Origin of the sequence: Paenibacillus castaneae, assembly GCF_002884445.1 — a bacterium.
Lineage (GTDB): Bacteria > Bacillota > Bacilli > Paenibacillales > Paenibacillaceae > Pristimantibacillus > Pristimantibacillus castaneae.
This window is the reverse complement of record NZ_KZ614144.1, coordinates 3638907-3656925: the sequence shown is the minus strand read 5'-3', so window position 1 is coordinate 3656925 and position 18019 is coordinate 3638907. Positions and strand designations below refer to the sequence as shown.

The window sequence follows — 18019 nt, the reverse complement described above, 5'->3', positions numbered from 1 at the left end:
AATGGCTCCTTATCGCGTACTGGTAGTTGATGATTCTGGTTTTATGCGGAAAATTATTAGTGATTTAATCGTTCGAGATCCACAATTCACAATTGTGGGAACGGCAAGAAACGGTCTTGAGGCGATTGCAGCAGTTAATGAGCTAAAGCCTGATGCAGTAACCTTGGATCTAGAGATGCCCGAAATGAACGGAATAGAAGCACTACAGCGCATAATGGACAGTAATCCTATTCCAATTATTATGCTGTCCGGCATTAGCGAGGACAACACGCGGGAGACGATTAAAGCGCTGCAATTCGGTGCTTTTGATTTTATTCGTAAACCGTCCAGCGCGGTATCCAATGATATACATCAGGTTGGAGAACTATTGATTGAGAAACTGCGAATAGCGGTATTGACTAGGCGTTATCAGCCTGTTATTGCGATAGACGAGAAAACGGAGAGACCAGCGGCAGGTGTCAAGGCAAGCAAACCATTCAAACGCATAGCAATTGAGCAGCAGCAGTTAAATCAAGTGGAGCCGCTTAAAGCACCGTCAGCTCATTTAGATAAGGATCGAGTGAAATCTCGTCCATCGAGAGCAGCTGACAAGCAGCCTAAGTCGCAGGCGGTCCCCCCTTTACATACAAAACCAAAAGGAATTCAGTTTGGACAAAGAGCTCCAATAAATCCAAATACCGCACTTTCCGCTCGAAGAGCGTTGGAAGTGAACGAAAAGGATAATGGAAAGCAGCAAAAAGCAGACTCAGCTCCGCCTGACATAAAGCAGAAGCGAAGCGGAACTGTCTCAACATTCCGGCATATCGTAGCAATTGGTACATCGACCGGTGGACCGAGGGCACTTCATGAGGTGATCAGTTCACTGCCAGCCGATTTTCCTGCACCTGTACTCATCGTACAGCATATGCCGCCTAAGTTTACTAAATCGCTAGCTCAGCGTCTTGATAGCTTCAGTGCTCTGCATGTCGTTGAAGCGGAGCAGGGAGATAGAGTGTTGGCAGGAGTCGTATACCTGGCACCAGGCGGTCATCATATGGAACTTGCAAAGGATTCAGCTGGTTATTATATTCTGTTAACCGAGCAGCCGCAGCGAAATGGCCATCGTCCATCCGTTGACGTGTTATTTGAATCAATGACCGCGTTCCGCGAGCTGAAGCGACATGCTGTAATCATGACGGGTATGGGCAGTGATGGGACAAAGGGTTTGAAGCAGCTAATCGATAGCGGAGTTGATTCCACTATTGCTGAAGCGGAAGAAACTTGTGTCGTATTCGGTATGCCACGATCTGCGATTGAAGCTGTGTCAATTGAAAAAGTATTGCCGTTGCAACACATTGCTGCACAATTAGTGCAAGCTATGTTGAAATAAATAGGTTTGAATGGATTAACCATACTAACAGGAGGTGCTAAGAAATGGATATGAATGCCTATTTATCAATGTTTATCGATGAATCAAATGATCATCTGCAATCATTAAATGAAAATTTACTGCGGCTGGAAAGCGAACCTGAGGAATTAAGTATTGTTCAATCCATATTCCGTTCCGCTCATACGTTGAAAGGAATGTCCGCAACAATGGGCTATGAGGATTTGGCATCGCTCACTCATGAGATGGAGAATGTGCTTGATCTCGTTCGAAATAGCAAGCTCCAAATGGACAGCTTTATATTTGATACGTTATTTAAGGGACTTGATGCTCTTGAGGCAATGGTTCAGGATATCGTTGGCGGAGGTACAGGTAAAGCTGACGTCACGACGATCATATCATCTTTGCAAATCATTTTGAAAAGTGATTATGCGGCAGATAACGTTTCTAAAGCTCCGGCAGCAGCAAAAGTACCTGCTGCATCGTCAAGCGCATCAGGGGAGATGCTGCTGGACGAGTTCCAATCTTCAATATTGCTGCAATCTATAGAAGGCGGACATAGCGTCTACCATGTTCAAATATCCATCCGCGAGAGCTGCCTATTGAAAGCAGTTCGTGCATACATGGTCTTCGACTTGCTGGAGCGAAACGGGGAGATTATTAAGTCCAATCCGTCTGCGCAAGATATTGAGCAAGATAAGTTTGATTTCTCTTTCTCCGTATTTACCATTTGTCGTTTGACACAGGATGAACTGAGAGATCAGCTTACAAATATTTCGGAAATTGAATCTGCTGTGGTAACTCTACTGGATGCTGAATCGGTAGCCGTACTAAGCACATCTTACGCAGCTGCGTCAGCCGAGGTTATGGATACGCCTTCCACATCTATTATTAAGGAAGAAAAGGCTCCAGAAGTAATTCATGATAAAGGCAAATCTGCTTCAGCTGCACCTGCTGCATCCACTGCATCTACAACTCCAGCAGCACAAGGGCAGTCTGCTAATGTGTCCAGAACAATCCGAGTGGATATTGAGCGGCTGGATACATTAATGAATCTGTTTAGCGAGCTGCTTATCGACCGTGTAAGACTGGAACAGCTGTCGAGTGAAATCAAACGTACAGATTTGACTGAAACGGTTGAGCATATGACAAGAGTGAGCTCAGATTTGCAAAGTATAGTACTTAAGCTGCGCATGGTGCCGGTAGATTCTGTATTCAATCGCTTCCCGCGGATGATTAGAGATTTGGCTAAATCATTGGATAAAAAGATCGATCTAGTCATTACGGGCGCAGACACAGAGCTTGACAGAACCGTAATTGATGAAATTGGTGATCCGCTTGTGCATTTACTGCGCAATTCTGTTGACCATGGTATTGAAACGGTTGATGAGCGCATTGCTGCAGGAAAACCAGAAGTGGGTACTATTAATTTAAGAGCATATCATAGCGGCAACCATGTGTTTATTGAAGTAGAAGAAGATGGACGAGGCATTCATCATGAGCGGGTGCTTAAGACCGCGATTAAGAATGGAGTAGTAACGGAAGAGCAAGCAAAAGGACTTACGGATGACGAGATCAATATGCTTATATTTGCAGCTGGTTTCAGTACAGCCGATAAAATATCGGATATATCTGGACGCGGCGTTGGCCTCGATGTTGTGCGGACCAAGATTTCTTCCTTAGGCGGAAATGTAACGATCAATTCTGCATATGGAAAAGGTACAAAGTTTTCCGTTCAGCTTCCACTCACATTATCGATTATTTCAGCAATGCTCATTAAGCTGGGCTCAGAGAAGTATGCAATACCTCTTACATCAATCGTGGAGACAGGTATTATACGCAAGGAGCAAATTTTAAATGTGCATGGCAATCAAATGGTTGAGTTTAGAAACACAATTATCCCATTGGTCTCTCTGAGTCGTGTGCTCGATTCTCCGGATTTCAATGAAAATGATGAACAAGAAACGGAAATTGTTGTTGTTCGCAAAGGCGAGAAATGGGCAGCCGTGATGGTCGATGAGTTTATTGGACAAAGTGAAATCGTATTGAAAACATTAGGCAAATATTTAACAAATGTTAAAGCGATTTCTGGCGCTACAATACTTGGCGATGGCTATGTCGCATTGATAATTGATCCGAATGCACTGATCAAATAAGGAGGTTTTTACAATGGGAGAAGAATTAAAGGTAATCGTGTTCGCGCTTGGCAACGAAGAGTACGGTATTGAGGTCGATAAGGTTCGTACAATTGAAAGATTATCTCCAATTACACGCGTGCCGAAGACAGCAGCTTTTATCAAGGGCGTAATTAATTTACGCGGTTTAGTTGTTCCAGTTATCGATTTGCGCGGCCGTTTCAATCTATCGGAAACGACTACTACAGAAAACTCCAGAATTATTGTTGTTGCTGTAGAAGATCTCGAAGTGGGCTTCATTGTTGATTCCGCCAATGATGTTATTGATATCGATACGGATACGATTGATTTGCCTCCAGAAATCGTGGGAGGAATTAAAGCAAAATATTTAAGAGGGATAGCTAAGCTTGGTGAAGGTCGACTTCTCATCATGCTTAACTTGTCCGAAGTTTTAAACAAGAATGAAATCATTCAATTAGAACAGCTTGAGGTATAGCAAGTGAGTCTATTCAGTCGATTTGAGGCATTTGAATTAGATGTTCTAAAAGAAGTCGGTAACATTGGTGCAGGAAATGCAGCAACAGCTTTATCACGCTTGTTGGATAAGCCAGTCGATATGGCTGTTCCGAAAGTAAGCCTTCTGCCGTTTGAAGAAATTGCTGAACGGGTCGGCGGATCAGAGCAGATTGTCATAGCGGTGTTTCTTCGGGTAGAGGGAGAAGCACCAGGCAATATGTTCTTTATTATAGAAGAACAATCTGCTAGACGGCTTTTGCGTCAATTATTATCCATGGATGCAGAAGAGCAGCATGGTTACTCCGAAATGGAGTTGTCTGCGCTTTGTGAAATCGGAAATATATTAGCAGGTTCCTACTTATCCTCGCTAGCAGATTTCACCCATCTGCTAATGGCGCCTTCTGTTCCTGCTATTGCAGTAGACATGGCCGGAGCCATTCTCAGCTATGGTTTGATGCAATATGGCGAGATGGGCGATTCTGCTCTATTGATTGAAACAACCTTTTTGGAAGACTGCCAATCGCTGGAAGGACACTTTTTCCTTATCCCTGATCCAGAGTCGTTTCAAAAGATATTCCGGGCTTTGGGAGTCGTTAGCGAATGATAGAACAAAACTTGGTCAAGGTAGGCATGGCAGATTTGAATATCGCAACTGATGGAGCTGTACTCAAAACGACCGGTTTAGGCTCGTGTGTCGGACTTGCATTGTATGATCCGATACGACGAGTTGCCGGTATGGCACATATGATGCTCCCGTCTTCAGAAATTGCCCGTGAGACCAATATTAATTTGGCAAAATATGCGGATACTGCAATTCCTGAGCTAATTGAACGCATGATTAAAGCTGGCGCCTATGTGGAGCGAATGAAAGCAAAAATGGCCGGCGGCGCTCAAATGTTTGCGATGTCTGGCCAATCGGATTCATTAAGAATCGGGCCGCGCAATGTTGAATCCTGCATCGTGATGTTGAATCGATTTAGAATACCTATTCTTTCTCAGGATACAGGCGGGAATTTTGGTCGCACGATAGAGTTCGATAGTATTAATGGCATGCTTTCTATTAGAAGCGTGCAGTTTGGCACAAAGGAGATTTGATATGCTAGGAACATGGCGATGGAATGTCGTATTTGGATTTATCGGCACCTTGCTTACGGTAGCATTCTCAATCGGAAACAATCCGATCACGATTATGCTGCTTAGAAGTATGTATGCTTTCATCGCTTTTTTTGTTCTTGCTTATGGTGCGCGGGCAGTATTGTCCTATATTCTTCAGCCTCCCGTTCTGCACGGTGAACCGGAGGAGAGCGATGAAGGCAAAGGCACACAGCTTGATATGCTGACACCGGATGAGACTGATGATTTAAACCAAATGTTGAAATCACAGCTGCAGGAGGGAACAGCTGCTCAAACCGGCCAAGCGAAGGAAGCAGAGTCTTTTAAACCGTTAAATCCTCCTCAATTGTTATCTCAAAAAAATACACAGCCTGAGGAATTGGTTAAAGCCATTCGTCACCTGACAGGAGAGTGAGTCGATGACTGAGCAGAAAACGCCTCATTTGACAAACATCCATATGTGGCAAGCCTGGAGAGAACATGGTGATTTGGAAGCGAAAAAGAAGCTTATTGAGCAGTATTTACCGCTTGTTGATTATGTCACAAACCGCATGGCGATAGGCTTGCCCAAAAATGTAATTAAAGACGATCTTGCCAGCAATGGTGTAATGGGTCTCATTGATGCTATTGAGAAATTTGATTATTGCCGCGGTTTGCAATTTGAAACGTATGCTTCTTGGCGGATTCGTGGTGCTATAATTGATGGATTGCGGCAAGGAGATTGGGTGCCGCGCTCCGTTCGCGAGAAGGCGAAGAAAGTGGAAGAGGCTTATCAGCATCTAGAACAGCAGTTCATGCGGTCTGTCACGGATACCGAGATCAGCAGCTATTTAGAAGTATCAGAGAAAGAATTCAGAAATATGCTTCAAGATATTGCAGTAACGACGGTATGCTCTTTGGAGGATCCCATTAGAGAAGAAGAATCTGAGACGAGAATGTCTTTGCTTGTCGATGATAAGGCTAAAAACCCTGATCACAAAGTACATGAGTTTTATTTAAAGGAATCGTTAGTTAAAGGCATCGAGCGTTTGACTGAGAAGGAACGTACCGTTGTCTCTTTGTTTTATTATGAGGAACTTTCCCTAAGTGAGATCGCTGAAGTGATGTCACTATCACCATCGAGAATTTCCCAGCTTCATTCGAAAGCCATATTGCGGCTGCGAGGAGCTTTGGCTAAGCATAAAGATCAACTCATGCAGCATTAGAGAGGGGGGAGTAGATTGGACAATCAACAATTAGGTTCATACCTAACGATCCAAATATCAGCTGACAAGCTGTCTGCTTTTTTATCTTTTAGTGTGGTATCCGATGAATTTAATTGCAATGGTGATGAACTTGAAAGATTTGTGCGCAGCAAAGGGGTGGTTCACGGCCTTCGAACTGACGTGCTAGGCCAAATCGCCATCAACCCGCTCGCTTATTTTAAAGAACAAACCTTAATAGCCGTTGGGGAGCCGCCTGCTCCTGGCAAGGACGGTTATGTTAAGCTTATTTATGATATGAATAAAAAGGATAAGCCCCCTGCTGAACAGGAAGACGGTAAAGTTGATTTTAAAGAAGTGGTTCAGCTCAAAAATGTAAAGCGCGGTCAATTGATTGCGGAACGGATTGAGCCGCAACCGGGACCTTTGGGAAAAACAGTCACAGGGGAAGAACTTGCTTCTAAGCTTGGCAAGCAGGTTCGATTTAAGATTGGAAAAAATGTGGTCTTGAATGATGACCAGACAGCTATGTATTCGACTATCGATGGTCTTGTTACGCTAACTGAGAAAGAAAAAATAAATGTATTCCCTGTGTATGAAGTTAACGGGGACGTGGATTACAGTATCGGAAATATTGATTTTGTTGGTACGGTTGTCATACGCGGCAATGTGCTGAGCGGATTTCGAGTAAAAGCATCTGGAGACATTCGAGTTATTGGCGGAGTTGAAGGAGCTGAAATTGAATCGGAAGGCTCAGTCGAGGTAACCGGAGGGGTTATGGCGGGCAATAAAGGCTACATCAAAGCCGGGCGCAACGTTAAATGCTCCTTTATACAAGATGGGAATGTAATAGCAGGCAATGAAGTGCTTGTTTCCCAAAGCATTATGCATTCACATGTAAGAGCAGGTAAAAATGTGGTTTGCTCGGGTGCTAAAGGTCTAATTGTCGGTGGACTTGTTCAAGCGGGAGATATGGTGAGCGCGCGGATCATCGGAAACTCGATGTCAACAGCAACTGCAATTGAAGTTGGGGTAAATCCAGAATATCGGTCCGAGCTGCTCGAGCTTAGAGCGAAGCTGAAGCAAAATGCCGAGAATATGGACAAATCGGAGAAAGCTCTTACCATATTGGATCAAATGGCAGCAGCCGGTCAGTTAACGCCGGAGAAGCTTCAATTACGGATTAAGCTTACAGCGACAAAGCGCCAAGCAATCATTGACAATGATGCCACCAAAGAGCGGATTCTGGAAATTGAAAAAACATTGGAAGATTCAGATCGCTCGAAGGTTGATGTGACCAGTATTGTTTTTGGCGGAACAAAAATTGTTATTGGCAGATACACCAGATTTGTAAAAGATGCTTCTCAGCGTGTTTCTTTCCGATATGCGGATGGAGATATCGTTTTAGTACCTTTTATTTCATAGTGGTTGCACACAACGTGGATAGGGGTGAGCTGATATGACTTTCAAATCCATTGATTTACAGATGTCTGTTCCGCGAACGCAGGAGTTTAGCGGTCAGCATGGACAAGCTCTGCATAAGCCTGCAGCCGATCAGAATCAGCTTGCCAATCAATCGGCTAAGGATACCGAGCAGCTGCGGGGGAAAAACACAGGTATTGAACATGCCAATGGACTTCATGTGCGAAGTGATCAGGATGGACAGCAGGACAATGCTAATCAGAATGCTAGAAGAAAACGGCCTGCGGATGAATCTATGGAAACAGAGGTTGACCAGCCACCCGCTCATCCCTTTAAAGGACATCATTTGGATATTAAATTATAAATTCGCTGCAGCAACTAGAAAGGCAGGTAATGTACGATGGAGCCATATTTTCGCTATATTTTATTACTCGGCGCAGTCGTCATTGTAAGCGCCTTAATGATCCCACGAAAGAAGCCGGATGCCGCGAATTCGCAGAACTCCGTTCAAAATATGGAAAATGCTTTAGAGCTGTTTATGGAGAACATGGAGAAGGAGAACGAGAGCTTGGTTCTGCTAGTGAAGAAAGCGCAGGAGGAAACGAAATCTGACGCGGAGCTGAAAGAAAGACGTATAATTGAATTAGAACGCAAATGTGAACAGCTAGCCGATCAACTTCAGCAAGCAATGTCACGTACGGCTTCCTTTCAATCTCAAATAGCTCCCACTGCACCACTTCATGCATACGCTATAAATCAGGAAAGCCGTCCGCTACAGGAAGTAGAGGATACCGTACCTGAAAGCCTTCCATCTAACACGATTCAATCACGTTATTCGGAGTTGTTTGATTTATATAATCAAGGTAAATCGATCGAAATGATCGCCAAAAAACTGAGTATGAACAAAGGGGAAGTGCAGCTCATTATTGGGCTTGCGAAGCAAGAGGAGGCAGCGAATGTTTAGAAATCGTGCGTTTCTTTTTGGTCTCGGCTCAGGAATCATATTTGGTGCTGTGCTTTTCCAGCTGATGCTCTTTGGTGTTCATTCAAGAGAAAATCTAGAGCAGATTGATAGTGAAATTAATGAGAAGCTCTATACACAAGCAGATGTGGACGCCTTATTGAAGTCTGAGCGTGATTCAGTACAAATAGACAAGCAAGCTAATATTGATTCAAACAAGCAGGAAGAACCGACTCCAGTTCCAAGCGAGCCACCTGTAGAGGAGCAGACAGCGGCCAGCTCTAAGCAAACCGATCCCGATCCCGATAAGGAAGCCAAAGCTCCTCATTTGATTCAAATTAAAGCAGGTTCTGGATTAACGGACACCGCCGAATTATTGGCTGAAAACCGTATAATTCAGGACCAAGCTGCATTTATTAAAGGAATGAAAGAGTCGAAAAAGCTGGTTCGCGCCGGTATTTTTTTGTTTAATGAAGGCATTACGGTTACGGAAGCCATTAAGATTGTCAGCAGCCAGCCTTTAACGAAAGATCAAGCGGATGCGATCAAAGCGATATTCATGAAAGATTAACCATTCCATTTCTTAATCCATTGTTGCATGAGTAAAGTGTTTGTGGTATATTAATACACGGTGTTAAAAACGCACGCAGGTCAATTTTGTCAAACGGTGCTTCCGCTCGGCGGAAGTTTTGGCGAAAGATGCGACTGGCGGAGGGGCACTAAAAAACCATTACAGGAGGTGTTGAGGAAATGGCGGTTATTTCCATGAAACAGCTTTTAGAAGCTGGGGTACACTTCGGTCATCAGACTCGTCGTTGGAACCCGAAGATGGATCGTTATATCTTCACAGAAAGAAACGGTATTTACATTATTGATTTGCAAAAAACGGTTAAAAAAGTTGATGAAGCTTACAACTTTGTTAAATCGATCGCTGCTGAGGGCGGCACTATGCTGTTCGTTGGTACGAAAAAACAAGCTCAAGATTCCGTGAAAGAAGAAGCAGAGCGTTGCGGCAACTTCTACATCAACCAACGTTGGCTTGGTGGAACTTTGACTAACTTCTCAACTATTCAAAAACGTATTGATCGTTTGAAACAGCTTGAGAAATGGGCAGAGGATGGCACTTTCGAGGTTCTTCCTAAGAAAGAAGTTATCATTCTTAACAAAGAAAAAGACCGTTTGGAGAAATTCCTAGGCGGCATCAAAGGCATGAAAGGCTTGCCAAGCGCGTTGTTCATTATTGACCCACGCAAAGAGCGTATTGCAGTAGCAGAAGCTCGCAAACTTGGTATTCCTATTGTTGGTATCGTCGACACAAACTGTGATCCAGACGAAATCGACTACGTAATTCCGGGTAACGATGATGCAATTCGTGCCGTTAAATTGTTGACGTCCAAAATGGCTGATGCAATCGTTGAAGCTAATCAAGGCGAGCAAACAACGGCTTAATTTAGAGGCTTTAGTTAGTCAACAAAGGGTGGTCAGATGGTGATAAACCTCTCACTGCCCTTTTTTTGAATGAAAATCATCGTTTATTTGAAAATTAAACCAATGCGTATATATTCACGGAATGAATGTAGGTTTCGTGAAACCTATTAGGAGGGTTTTGACATGGCGGTTAGTGCTAGCGCGGTAAAAGAACTACGTGAAAGAACAGGAGCAGGAATGCTCGATTGCAAAAAAGCTTTGGATGAAACAAACAACGATATCGATAAAGCGATTGCATTGCTTCGTGAGAAGGGCTTGGCGGCTGCAGCTAATAAAGCTGGTCGTATTGCTACTGAAGGTGTAGTTGAATCTTATATTCATGCGGGCGGCCGTATCGGCGTAATCGTAGAAGTTAACTGTGAAACAGACTTCGTTGCAAAAACAGATCAGTTCCGTGATTTTGCAAGAGATGTTGCTATGCAAATCGCAGCAGCTAACCCTAAATTTGTTAGCCGCGAAGAGGTTTCTTCTGAAGAGCTTGAAAAAGAGCGCGAAATTTTGAAAAACCAAGCGCTTAACGAAGGCAAACCTGAAAAAATCGTTGAAAAAATGGTTGAAGGCCGTATCTCGAAATACTACGAGGAGTTCTGCCTGCTTGAGCAACCATTCATCAAAGACCCAGACAAAACGATCTCTGTATTGCTAAATGAAAAAATCAGCAAAATTGGTGAAAACATTTCCATCCGTCGCTTTGTTCGTTATGAGCTTGGTGAAGGCCTAGAGAAAAAAGTTGACAATTTCGTTGAAGAAGTTATGGCACAAGTGAAACATTAATCCGAACGCACAGGCGGGGCGGGGCGTCCGCCCCGCCTCCTTGTATGACTAGAATATATTTGAAGGACCTCAGCAATTGAGGTGCATGATGGAGGTATAAACGTTGGAACATCCTGTGTACAAACGTATAGTCTTGAAGGTTAGTGGTGAATCATTGTCAGGCCAGGAAGGCTATGGCATAGAGGCAACAGTTATTTCTTCTATTGCTGATCAAGTAAAGGAAGTAGTTGCACTAGGCGTTGAAGTTGCCATTGTAGTTGGCGGCGGCAACATTTGGCGTGGTATTGCTGGTTCTGCAAAAGGTATCGACCGTGCTACTGCCGATTATATGGGCATGCTGGCTACTCTAATGAATTCACTTGCTCTTCAAGATGCACTTGAACAAATCGATGTGCCAACCCGCGTACAAACGTCGATCGCTATGCAACAAATTGCCGAGCCGTACATTAGACGCCGGGCAATTCGCCATTTGGAGAAAGGCCGCGTTGTTATTTTTGCAGCAGGAACAGGCAATCCGTTCTTCTCGACGGACACTACAGCAGCTTTGCGTGCAGCTGAAATCGAAGCTGAAGTTATCTTAATGGCAAAAAATAAAGTGGATGGCGTTTACTCAGCAGATCCATTTAAAGATGATTCAGCAATGAAATTTGAGGAGCTTACATACCTCGACATGCTTAACAAAAATTTAGGTGTTATGGATTCAACAGCAGCCTCACTTTGCATGGACAATAATATTCCACTTATCGTATTTGCAATTACGGAGAAAGGGAATATTAAACGTGTCGTCCTGGGTGAGAAAATCGGAACGATAGTGAGAGGAAGTGCGAAATAATGCCACAAGAAATTAAGAAAAATGCAGAAGAACGGATGGATAAAGCCATCTCAGCTCTTAAACGCGACTTGTCTTCATTGCGCGCTGGAAAAGCGAATCCTTCTTTGCTAGATCGTATTCAAGTTGAATATTATGGCTCGATGACTCCAGTCAATCAACTAGCAAACATCAATACGCCAGACTCACGCACATTGTTTATTCAACCGTGGGACAAATCGTCGATGTCAGCAATTGAGAAAGCTATTATGAAATCGGATCTAGGTTTAACTCCTTCAAACGATGGTACTTCGATTCGCATATCGATACCGCCGTTGACAGAAGAAAGAAGAGCTGAATTAGTAAAAACGTCCAAGAAATTTGGCGAAGAAGCTAAGGTAGCTATTCGCAATATTCGCCGCGATGCGAATGATTCGATCAAAAAGCTTGAAAAAACAACGATCTCTGAAGATGAATCACGCGGCCATCAAGAAGATATTCAAAAGGCTACTGACAAATTCATAGCTGAAGTTGATAAAGTGCTAGTATCAAAAGAAAAAGAAATTATGGAAGTATAATGATACTCTGGGCCCCTCCGATAGGTGGGGTTTGGTTTTGATTTCGGTTGGGAGGAAGTAAGATGATTAAGCGACTTTGGGCCAGATTAGGCAAATCGTCCTTACAGCCGACTGATCCTGTTGCCCTTGAAAATATGCCTGAGCATGTAGCTATTATAATGGACGGAAATGGTCGCTGGGCTAAGGATCGTGGTTTACCAAGAATGGCAGGCCATCATTCTGGCATGAAAGCGGTCAAACGAATTACGATGGAAGCAGACAGGTTAGGCGTCAAATATTTGACTCTATATGCATTTTCAACAGAAAACTGGAAACGACCAAAAGCTGAAGTTGATTTTCTTATGAAGCTGCCACAACAATTTCTTGAAATTGAGCTAGATGAATTGATTGCAAACAACGTTCAGGTTCGCATGATGGGCCACAAAGAGGATTTGCCCTCATTCACGTTAAGCGCGGTGGAAGAGGCGATTGTGAAAACAGCCAACAACACAGGGCTTGTTTTAAATTTTGCTTTGAATTACGGCAGTCGAAAAGAAATGCTTGAAGCTATAAAAAGTATTGCTGCGGATGTTCAGCAAGAACGATTGACCCTAGATGATATTAATGAGAATGTAATGGCCGATCGTCTGCTTACGAGTGGTATGCCTGATCCGGACTTGCTTATTCGAACTAGCGGAGAGCTGCGTTTGAGCAATTTCATGATGTGGCAGCTTGCTTATAGTGAATTGTGGTTTACAGATGTGTATTGGCCTGAATTTTCGGAGAAGCATTTCCAAGAAGCCATAATGGAATATCAGCGCCGTGCACGTCGATATGGTGGACTGTAGCTTCAAGTAACGGAGTGTGACTTTTCATTGAGACAACGAATAATTACCGGCGTATTAGCTGGAGCACTATTCATTGGTTTAGCATTTTTGGGAGGATGGCCATATATAGGCCTACTCGTGCTGCTTGCAATTATTGGATTTACTGAATATGCTCGTATGAATGGAGTAGCATGGTCGCATCCGTCTTCTTTGCTCGGATATGCGGGTGTGCTACTGTTCGTGCTTCCTTGGTCCGAATGGGGGATCAAGATACCTTCTTTTTCCACCATCCTTTGGATGCTCGCCTTCTTATTGCTTGCCCTAACCGTCATCACAAAAAATAAAACCACAATAGATGGCGCCGCGCTTATGTTGCTTGGCGCTTTATATGTAGGTTATGGCTTTTCAGCCATGATCGGAATTCGTCAGGTAGAGCCGAATGGTTTGTTTTGGACATTTCTATGCTTTTTTTGTATATGGGCGTCGGATATTGGAGCTTATTTCTTTGGACGAGCCTTCGGCAAGACGAAGCTGTGGCCTTCTATCAGTCCGAATAAGACGATTGAAGGTGCTCTAGGCGGTGTTTTTCTCTCACTAGTCGTTTCCGTTGTATTTGCTTGGCTAGCTCCTGATCTGATAAGCATCTCAAAAGCGTTGTTGATTGGTTTAATTGCTGCAGTTGCAGGGCAGTTTGGAGATTTAATTCAATCAGCATACAAACGAGTACGTGATATTAAAGATACAGGAACGCTATTGCCGGGACACGGCGGTGTGCTTGACCGTTGTGACAGCTGGCTCATTGTATTCCCGCTGTTTATGCTGACCGAGCTGATACCGGTATGAGTCTGGAGGAAGTTAAATGAAAAAGTTAAGCATTTTAGGATCTACGGGTTCAATCGGCACTCAAACTTTGGATGTTGTTGCCCATGATCCTGAGCGCTATGAAGTGGTTGGACTAACCGCGGGAGCTAATGTGGATCTGTTAATTGAACAGGCAAAGAAATTTAAGCCTGCCATAGTTAGTCTAGCCTCCAAAGAGGCAGCTGACGCCGCACGTCCACATCTCCCGGCCGGCACAGCCGTAACCTATGGAGAAGAAGGTCTGATCGAGGTAGCGGCTGCTGCGGATGCTGACATCGTAGTTACCGCCATTATGGGCAGCAGAGGATTGCCTGCGACTTTGGCAGCGATAGATGCTGGAAAAACGATCGGTTTAGCCAATAAAGAAACTCTTGTAACTGCTGGTCATATCGTTATGGAGCGCGCTAAGCAGCGCGGCGTAACGATACTGCCTATCGATAGTGAGCATTCCGCTGTTTTTCAATGCCTAAACGGAGAAAACCGTCGATCAGTGAAGCAAATTACATTAACAGCTTCCGGAGGTTCCTTCCGTGACCGCAGCAGAGAGCAGCTAGAAGGCGTTACCGTTGCGGAGGCGCTCAATCATCCGAATTGGGCCATGGGTGCAAAAATTACAATTGACTCAGCCACAATGGTAAATAAAGGGCTAGAAGTTATTGAAGCTAGATGGCTGTTCGATGTTACATATGATCAAATAGATGTCATTATTCATCCGGAAAGCATCATTCACTCCTATGTGGAATTTTCCGATCATAGCATTATTGCGCAGCTAGGGATGCCGGATATGCGTGTTCCAATTCAATATGCATTGTCTTATCCTGAACGCAATGCGACTCCTACCAATCGGCTTAATCTTGCCGAAATAGGGAAGCTGCATTTTCGAGAAATGGATTTTGTAAGATATCCTTGTTTAAGGCTGGCATTCGAGTGCGGCCGCCTTGGACAATCGGCACCAGCCGCGTTCAATGCCGCTAACGAAGTTGCAGTCGCACGTTTTCTCAATGGCGAAATTACATTCCTTGATATTGAACGAATTTTGGAAACCGTAATAAGCAAGCATGAGGTTACGAATATAAATGACTTGCAAATGATTGCAGAAGTAGACACCTGGGCGCGCCGGATGGCAGAATCCGTATAATATCGGTCAAATTCCGGTTCTCTTGTATCGGACGGGAGAATAATGATAATCTATGTACAGGCCGTAACGAACAGGAGGCTTCAGCTTAATGCACATGATTCAGGTCGTTTTTCTGACAATACTCGTATTTTTCGTGATCGTAACGATTCATGAATGGGGTCATTACTTTTTTGCGAAACGCGCGGGAATATTGGTTCGAGAGTTTGCAATTGGTTTTGGTCCGAAGCTTTTTTCCTTGAAAAAAGGAGAAACCAGATATACGCTTAGGCTTATACCTGCTGGTGGATTTGTTCGAATGGCGGGCGAGGACCCGGAAATTGTTGATGTTCAACCAGGTCAAACCATTGCCGTCCGAGTGAAGGACAATTTAATTACGCGTTTATACTTGGATCGGCTGGATGAACGCAGCGGTGTTATTCGCGGAGAAGTCGTCAAAATCGATTTAGAAAGAAAGCTTTCCGTCACCTTGGATGTAGAGGGCGAGCATGAGACTTATTCGGTTCACCCTGCCGCTCTAATGATAGCCAAAGGCAAAGAAACACAAATTGCGCCGCTTGACAGACAATTTGGAAGCAAGACAGTGGGGCAGCGTGCGCTTGCTATTTTTGCAGGCCCGTTGATGAACTTCGTGCTTGCCTTTATATTGTTTGGCGCTTATATCCAGATGGCAGGTATTCCGGTTGAATCGCCAGATAAATTATTGGTAAATGAGATCTCGGAAGGTATGCCTGCTGCTAAAGCTGATCTTAGAAAAGGCGATGTTATCGATTCAGTCAACGGCGTCAAGATTGGTGCAGATTTTGACAAGATGATTGAGATTATCGGGAAATCGCCGAACGTACCAGTGAAGATGGATATCATTAGAGACGGCAAGGCGCTGCAGATCAATATTACGCCTAAGCCTAATGATGAGGGAGTTGGCAAAGTAGGTATTACGGCCGCGCTGCCAACGCGTTCTGCAACCTTCACGGAAACATTTACGGGATCGGCTAAGCTGATGAAAAATATGACGATCAGTATTTTTGAAGGATTCAAAAAACTGATATTCGGCGAGTTCAAGCTGGATGACTTGGGCGGGCCTGTTCGGACTGCGGAAGTGACCAGTCAAATTGCTCAGCAGGGCATCGCACAGTTAACTTCATGGACCGCTTTACTAAGCTTGTATTTAGGGATATTTAATTTGCTGCCAATTCCAGCACTTGACGGAAGTCGTCTTATCTTTATTGGAATTGAAGCAATACGTCGTCGTCCCATTGATCCAAATCGCGAGAGCATGGTGCATTTCGTGGGCTTCGCGCTCATTATGCTGCTTATGCTTGTTGTAACCTATAATGATATTTTACGATTGGTAAGAGGGGAGTAATTAGCTGCAATGTCGAAGGAAAAGCAATTCGTATCTGAAATCACGCCGCAAAGCGAGGATTTCTCCAGATGGTATATTGATGTTATAAAAAAAGCAGAGCTCATGGATTACTCGCCTGTTCGGGGCTGTATTGTATTCCGTCCAGAGGGCTATGAGCTTTGGGAAAATATTCAACGTGATTTGGATCGTCGTTTCAAGGAAACAGGGCATCGGAATGCTTATTTCCCTCTGTTTATCCCCGAGAGCTTCTTTCAAAAAGAAAAGGAGCATGTCGAAGGATTTAATCCCGAGCTTCCTTGGGTTACTGAGGCGGCTGGCGAGAAGCTGGAAGAGCGCCTTGCTATCCGTCCAACATCAGAAACGATGTTCGGTCATATGTACTCCAAGTGGATTCAATCTTACCGCGATTTGCCTCTGTTGATTAATCAATGGGCTAACGTTGTACGCTGGGAGAAGCGGACGATGCCTTTCCTGCGCACAAGTGAATTCTTGTGGCAGGAAGGACATACCGCTCACGAAACAGAGGAAGAAGCACGTCAAGAAACGATGCAAATGCTTGATGTGTACACACAATTCGTAGAAGAGTTTCTAGCTATTCCTGTTATCAAAGGTGAGAAAACACCTTCAGAGAGATTTGCAGGCGCCGTTGAAACCTATTCCATTGAAGCGATGATGAAGGATGGTAAGGCTGTTCAAGCAGGCACCTCGCATTATCTTGGTACGAAGTTTGCGGTTGCGTTCGATATTAAATATCTCGATCGCGAGAATACGTTGCAATTTGCTCACACTACGTCGTGGGGCGTAAGCACCCGTCTTATTGGGGCATTGATTATGGTGCATGGCGATGACCGAGGTCTGGCATTGCCTCCAAAAGTTGCACCGACTCAGGTTATTATGATTCCTATCGGACCTGCTAAGCTTCGTGACCAAGTTGTCGGACGAGTGGACGAGCTTTATGCTGAGCTCAAGAAAGCAGGCATTCGTGTTCGTGTGGACGATCGTGCAGACGTTAGTCCGGGCTGGAAATTTAATGAATATGAAATGCGCGGAGTTCCGATTCGACTTGAGCTCGGTCCTCGCGACATGGAGAATGGCGTGGTTGTTCTCGTTTCTCGTATTACAGGCGAGAAACGGATCGTTTCCCAAGACAACCTTCTCGTTGAAATCGAAAAGCTGTTAGCCGAAACGCATGATGCGATGTTCGAGAAAGCTAAGCAATTCCGGGCAGATAATTCGCGTTCAGTCGATACGCTTGATGAGATGAAGAGCTTCCTGGAGGAGCAGCGCGGCTTTGTTGAAGCTGGATGGTGCGGCTCTGCTGCTTGCGAGAAGCAAGTGAAAGAAGAAACAGGAGCAACTAGCCGCAATATACCTTTTGAACCAACTGTTCATAAATCAACATGTCTTGTATGCGGCGATTCTGCTAAGCATACTGTCGTTTTCGCACGTGCTTATTAAGAACTATAGCTAGTTCGGTTCGGATCTTAA

The 18019-nt window shown here is 44.3% G+C and carries 20 protein-coding genes; all 20 read left to right on the top strand.

Annotated features, from left to right (window positions below; all coding sequences use genetic code 11):
• Position 1 precedes the first annotated feature (1 nt).
• The 20 genes from CEF13_RS16585 to proS all read left to right on the top strand — a co-directional run bounded on the left by CEF13_RS16585 (position 2) and on the right by proS (position 17989).
• Complete coding sequence (locus CEF13_RS16585) at positions 2 to 1369, top strand: protein-glutamate methylesterase/protein-glutamine glutaminase (protein WP_102712136.1); 1368 nt, start codon at positions 2 to 4, stop codon at positions 1367 to 1369.
• A 44-nt stretch (positions 1370 to 1413) separates the two neighbouring features.
• Positions 1414 to 3522, top strand: a complete 2109-nt coding sequence (locus tag CEF13_RS16580) for a chemotaxis protein CheA (protein WP_102712134.1) — start codon at positions 1414 to 1416, stop codon at positions 3520 to 3522.
• Positions 3523 to 3535: 13 nt separating this feature from the next.
• Positions 3536 to 3997 carry a chemotaxis protein CheW gene (locus tag CEF13_RS16575; protein ID WP_102712132.1) on the top strand — a complete coding sequence of 154 codons (462 nt, stop codon included), beginning with the start codon at positions 3536 to 3538 and terminating at the stop codon, positions 3995 to 3997.
• Positions 3998 to 4000: 3 nt separating this feature from the next.
• Complete coding sequence (locus tag CEF13_RS16570; protein WP_102712130.1) at positions 4001 to 4621, top strand: chemotaxis protein CheC; 621 nt, start codon at positions 4001 to 4003, stop codon at positions 4619 to 4621.
• Positions 4618 to 5112, top strand: a complete 495-nt coding sequence (locus CEF13_RS16565; RefSeq protein ID WP_102712128.1) for a chemotaxis protein CheD — start codon at positions 4618 to 4620, stop codon at positions 5110 to 5112. Before CEF13_RS16570 ends, CEF13_RS16565 begins: the two co-directional genes overlap by 4 nt.
• Position 5113: 1 nt before the next feature.
• Positions 5114 to 5545 carry a hypothetical protein gene (locus tag CEF13_RS16560; RefSeq protein ID WP_102712126.1) on the top strand — a complete coding sequence of 144 codons (432 nt, stop codon included), beginning with the start codon at positions 5114 to 5116 and terminating at the stop codon, positions 5543 to 5545.
• 4 nt (positions 5546 to 5549) lie between these two features.
• On the top strand, positions 5550 to 6335 hold the full coding sequence (locus tag CEF13_RS16555; RefSeq protein WP_102712124.1) for a FliA/WhiG family RNA polymerase sigma factor: 786 nt from the start codon (positions 5550 to 5552) through the stop codon (positions 6333 to 6335).
• Between the two features lie 15 nt (positions 6336 to 6350).
• Positions 6351 to 7757 (top strand): flagellar assembly protein A, encoded by a 1407-nt coding sequence (locus tag CEF13_RS16550; RefSeq protein WP_102712122.1) that lies wholly within the window; start codon positions 6351 to 6353, stop codon positions 7755 to 7757.
• A gap of 34 nt (positions 7758 to 7791) precedes the next feature.
• On the top strand, positions 7792 to 8118 hold the full coding sequence (locus CEF13_RS16545) for a hypothetical protein (protein WP_102712120.1): 327 nt from the start codon (positions 7792 to 7794) through the stop codon (positions 8116 to 8118).
• Between the two features lie 36 nt (positions 8119 to 8154).
• Positions 8155 to 8718, top strand: coding sequence for a DUF6115 domain-containing protein (locus CEF13_RS16540; RefSeq protein WP_102712118.1), 564 nt, complete (start codon positions 8155 to 8157; stop codon positions 8716 to 8718).
• A complete protein-coding gene (locus CEF13_RS16535; RefSeq protein ID WP_102712116.1) occupies positions 8711 to 9286 on the top strand; it encodes a hypothetical protein in 576 nt (191 codons plus the stop codon). Before CEF13_RS16540 ends, CEF13_RS16535 begins: the two co-directional genes overlap by 8 nt.
• Before the next feature lie 179 nt (positions 9287 to 9465).
• On the top strand, positions 9466 to 10164 hold the full coding sequence (gene rpsB, locus CEF13_RS16530) for a 30S ribosomal protein S2 (RefSeq protein ID WP_102712114.1): 699 nt from the start codon (positions 9466 to 9468) through the stop codon (positions 10162 to 10164).
• Positions 10165 to 10326: 162 nt separating this feature from the next.
• Positions 10327 to 10977: a translation elongation factor Ts gene (gene tsf / locus CEF13_RS16525; protein WP_102712112.1), complete on the top strand. Its 651-nt coding sequence runs from the start codon at positions 10327 to 10329 to the stop codon at positions 10975 to 10977.
• A 103-nt stretch (positions 10978 to 11080) separates the two neighbouring features.
• Positions 11081 to 11809 carry a UMP kinase gene (gene pyrH, locus CEF13_RS16520; RefSeq protein WP_102712110.1) on the top strand — a complete coding sequence of 243 codons (729 nt, stop codon included), beginning with the start codon at positions 11081 to 11083 and terminating at the stop codon, positions 11807 to 11809.
• Positions 11809 to 12363, top strand: coding sequence for a ribosome recycling factor (gene frr / locus CEF13_RS16515; RefSeq protein WP_102712108.1), 555 nt, complete (start codon positions 11809 to 11811; stop codon positions 12361 to 12363). Before pyrH ends, frr begins: the two co-directional genes overlap by 1 nt.
• Before the next feature lie 62 nt (positions 12364 to 12425).
• A complete protein-coding gene (locus CEF13_RS16510; RefSeq protein ID WP_102712106.1) occupies positions 12426 to 13190 on the top strand; it encodes an undecaprenyl pyrophosphate synthase in 765 nt (254 codons plus the stop codon).
• Between the two features lie 27 nt (positions 13191 to 13217).
• Positions 13218 to 14012 (top strand): phosphatidate cytidylyltransferase, encoded by a 795-nt coding sequence (locus CEF13_RS16505; RefSeq protein ID WP_102712104.1) that lies wholly within the window; start codon positions 13218 to 13220, stop codon positions 14010 to 14012.
• Positions 14013 to 14028: 16 nt separating this feature from the next.
• Complete coding sequence (locus tag CEF13_RS16500) at positions 14029 to 15168, top strand: 1-deoxy-D-xylulose-5-phosphate reductoisomerase (protein ID WP_102712102.1); 1140 nt, start codon at positions 14029 to 14031, stop codon at positions 15166 to 15168.
• An 88-nt stretch (positions 15169 to 15256) separates the two neighbouring features.
• Positions 15257 to 16531, top strand: a complete 1275-nt coding sequence (rseP, locus tag CEF13_RS16495) for an RIP metalloprotease RseP (RefSeq protein ID WP_102712100.1) — start codon at positions 15257 to 15259, stop codon at positions 16529 to 16531.
• A gap of 9 nt (positions 16532 to 16540) precedes the next feature.
• Positions 16541 to 17989, top strand: coding sequence for a proline--tRNA ligase (proS, locus tag CEF13_RS16490; RefSeq protein ID WP_102712098.1), 1449 nt, complete (start codon positions 16541 to 16543; stop codon positions 17987 to 17989).
• The last annotated feature ends 30 nt before the right edge of the window (positions 17990 to 18019 follow it).

What these genes read in the sequence shown, in the direction of transcription:
- frr (WP_102712108.1), top strand. Translation starts at nt 11,809, where the DNA reads ATGCCACAAGAAATTAAGAAAAATGCAGAAGAACGGATGGATAAAGCC.
- proS (WP_102712098.1), top strand. Translation starts at nt 16,541, where the DNA reads ATGTCGAAGGAAAAGCAATTCGTATCTGAAATCACGCCGCAAAGCGAG.
- CEF13_RS16510 (WP_102712106.1), top strand. Translation starts at nt 12,426, where the DNA reads ATGATTAAGCGACTTTGGGCCAGATTAGGCAAATCGTCCTTACAGCCG.
- CEF13_RS16560 (WP_102712126.1), top strand. Translation starts at nt 5,114, where the DNA reads ATGCTAGGAACATGGCGATGGAATGTCGTATTTGGATTTATCGGCACC.
- CEF13_RS16555 (WP_102712124.1), top strand. Translation starts at nt 5,550, where the DNA reads ATGACTGAGCAGAAAACGCCTCATTTGACAAACATCCATATGTGGCAA.
- CEF13_RS16540 (WP_102712118.1), top strand. Translation starts at nt 8,155, where the DNA reads ATGGAGCCATATTTTCGCTATATTTTATTACTCGGCGCAGTCGTCATT.
- rpsB (WP_102712114.1), top strand. Translation starts at nt 9,466, where the DNA reads ATGGCGGTTATTTCCATGAAACAGCTTTTAGAAGCTGGGGTACACTTC.
- CEF13_RS16580 (WP_102712134.1), top strand. Translation starts at nt 1,414, where the DNA reads ATGGATATGAATGCCTATTTATCAATGTTTATCGATGAATCAAATGAT.
- CEF13_RS16545 (WP_102712120.1), top strand. Translation starts at nt 7,792, where the DNA reads ATGACTTTCAAATCCATTGATTTACAGATGTCTGTTCCGCGAACGCAG.
- tsf (WP_102712112.1), top strand. Translation starts at nt 10,327, where the DNA reads ATGGCGGTTAGTGCTAGCGCGGTAAAAGAACTACGTGAAAGAACAGGA.
- CEF13_RS16575 (WP_102712132.1), top strand. Translation starts at nt 3,536, where the DNA reads ATGGGAGAAGAATTAAAGGTAATCGTGTTCGCGCTTGGCAACGAAGAG.
- CEF13_RS16565 (WP_102712128.1), top strand. Translation starts at nt 4,618, where the DNA reads ATGATAGAACAAAACTTGGTCAAGGTAGGCATGGCAGATTTGAATATC.
- CEF13_RS16500 (WP_102712102.1), top strand. Translation starts at nt 14,029, where the DNA reads ATGAAAAAGTTAAGCATTTTAGGATCTACGGGTTCAATCGGCACTCAA.
- CEF13_RS16585 (WP_102712136.1), top strand. Translation starts at nt 2, where the DNA reads ATGGCTCCTTATCGCGTACTGGTAGTTGATGATTCTGGTTTTATGCGG.
- CEF13_RS16535 (WP_102712116.1), top strand. Translation starts at nt 8,711, where the DNA reads ATGTTTAGAAATCGTGCGTTTCTTTTTGGTCTCGGCTCAGGAATCATA.
- rseP (WP_102712100.1), top strand. Translation starts at nt 15,257, where the DNA reads ATGCACATGATTCAGGTCGTTTTTCTGACAATACTCGTATTTTTCGTG.